The 2,214-nt window shown below is 69.8% G+C and carries 1 protein-coding gene; it reads right to left on the reverse strand.

The window, feature by feature from the left end; all coding sequences use genetic code 11:
- Positions 1-2,214: EAL domain-containing protein (locus AC1DU6_RS28380; protein WP_477861214.1), on the reverse strand; the 2,214-nt coding region annotated here is incomplete at both ends.

A 2,214-nucleotide genomic window follows, 5' to 3' on the forward strand; every position in this document is an offset into this window, starting at 1 on the left:
GCTCGATGAAGCGCGGGTCGATTCCCGCGCCGTCCAGCGCCTCGCGCACCGTGGCCATGAACTCGGGATGCTGGAACTGCCGCGGCGAGATGTTGATGGCCATCACGGGCCGGTCCAGCCCGCTGTCATGCCAGATCCTGGCCTGGCGGCAGGCCTGCTGCAGCACCCAGCGGCCAATGGGCACGATGAGACCGGATTCCTCGGCCAGCGGAATGAAGCGGTCCGGCGCAATCAGGCCGTCGGGGCTGCGCCAGCGCAGCAGAGCCTCAAAGCCCGACAGCCTGCGCGTGCGCAGATCGCACTGCGCCTGGTAGAAGAGTTCGAGTTCACCGCGCTCCAGGGCCTGTGACAGCCGCGCCTCCAGCTGCAGCCGGTCCTGCTGGTCGGCCAGCAGGCCTGCCGTGAAAACCACCGCGCTGTTGCCCGGCTGGCCCTGCGCCTGTCGCATGGCGAGCTGGATGGCCTTGGCCACGTCGGAGGTCTGCGCGCCGTGCCGCGGGTATTCAGCGGCACCGATGCTCAAGGTCACCGCGAGCTGCTGGCGCTGCACTTCGAAGACAGGCTGCATCACCTGCAGCAGCTGCTCCAGCAGGCTGCGCAGGGCGGCGTCATCGCCCAGTGCGGGCACGATGGCACCGAAGGAAAGTCCGTCCATCCGGTAGAGCCGGCCGCCGGCGCCCTCGACGACGGACTTCAGCCGAGCTGCCACCTGGCACAGCAAGTCGTCACCGGCGGCATGGCCCAGGCTGCCCATGATGCGGCTGAAGCGATTGATGGCTATCCCCAAGCCGATGAAGCTCTCGTTGCCGAGCTCCCGGGCCCGCCGCTCCAGTGCGCGCCGGTTGGGCAGGCCGGTCACGCGGTCATGCAGGCCGACGTAAGCCAGCTCGGCGTTGTGGGCCTGCAGCGTGCGGTTGGCCTTGCGGGCGCGGCGATACAAGGTCACTGTCAGCAGCACGACGATGAGCAGGGCGAGGGCCAGGCCCAGGGTCAGCCGCCTTTCGCTGCTGTGGCGCTCGAGCTGGCTGGCTTGCAGCTCGTTGTCATGCTTGAGGCTCTCCAGGGCGCGCTGGTTCTGCTCGAAGCTGGAGCGGCGCTGCAGCTCCAGCACCGTGCTGACACGGTCGTTGCGCACCAGCTCGGCCTCCAGCCCCAGTGCCTTGCGCGATTGGCGCAGAGCGCCCGCCGCATCGCCCAGGGCTTCCAGCAAGCCGGCATGCCGGTTCAACTGCTCCAGCAGGCGCACCTTGCGGCCCTGCTTCTCCAGCGACGCCAGGCCCTCRTTCACCAGTTGGTCGCCGGGGGCCGTCTGGCGCAAGCCGAGTCGCGCCAGACCGGAACTGATCGTGGCCACGGCCACAGCGTCCTCGTCACCTTCCTGTCGGGCCAACTTCAGCGCAGTCTCGGCATAGCGCTGCGCGGCCACAAAGTTGCGTGCGCTCAGGTGCAGGTCGGCCAGTTCCTGCACGACCTCCGCCTGGGTGTTGAACCAGGTCGCGCTGCCTGAAGCAGGATTCACGGCGGCAGCGCTGGCGGCCAGCGTGGGCTCGATCTGGGCGGCCAGCCGATGGGCCTGCTCCCGGGCCTGGTCGCGCGCCGGGCCGCGTCCGCCCTCCTCCTCGGCCAAGGATTCGATCAACTTGGCCGCCAGTTGCAGGGGCAGGCTGCCCGCGGACTCGGCCAGGCGAAAGGCCTGCTGCGCATCAGYACGGGCACCGTCGATGTCGTGCAGGACCAGGCGTATGGGCGCCAGCGCCATATGGGCCTGCGCCCCGCGCCGCGGGTTGGACTGGGCCTGCGCCGACCGGCTCGCCGCCGCGTAGCTGCGCAGGCCTTCCTGCAAATGCCCCGTCGCGAGGCTCAGATTGCCCGCCGTCATGAACACCCAGTAGCGCAAAGGCTCGTCCTGGGTCTTTTCCACCCAGGGCAGGGACGCGTTCACCCAGTCGTAGGCGACGCTCAGGCGGCCCGACAGTTGCAGGACGGTCGCGCGCAGTGCCAGCGCCGAAGCCATGGCCGCGGCGTTGCCTTCGCGCTCCCCCAGGTCGATGAGCTCGGCCGTTGCCGCATCGACCACCGTGAACTGGTCCATCATGCCGTGGGCATAGCCCCAGGCGGCGAGGAAGACGCGCAGGTTGTCGCCGCCCAGAGCGCGGGCCTGCGCTTCCAGCGGCCGCAGGCGCGCGACCACCTCGGGCGGCTCGCTGCCATGGC

The organism is Roseateles sp. P5_B10 (assembly GCF_056400485.1).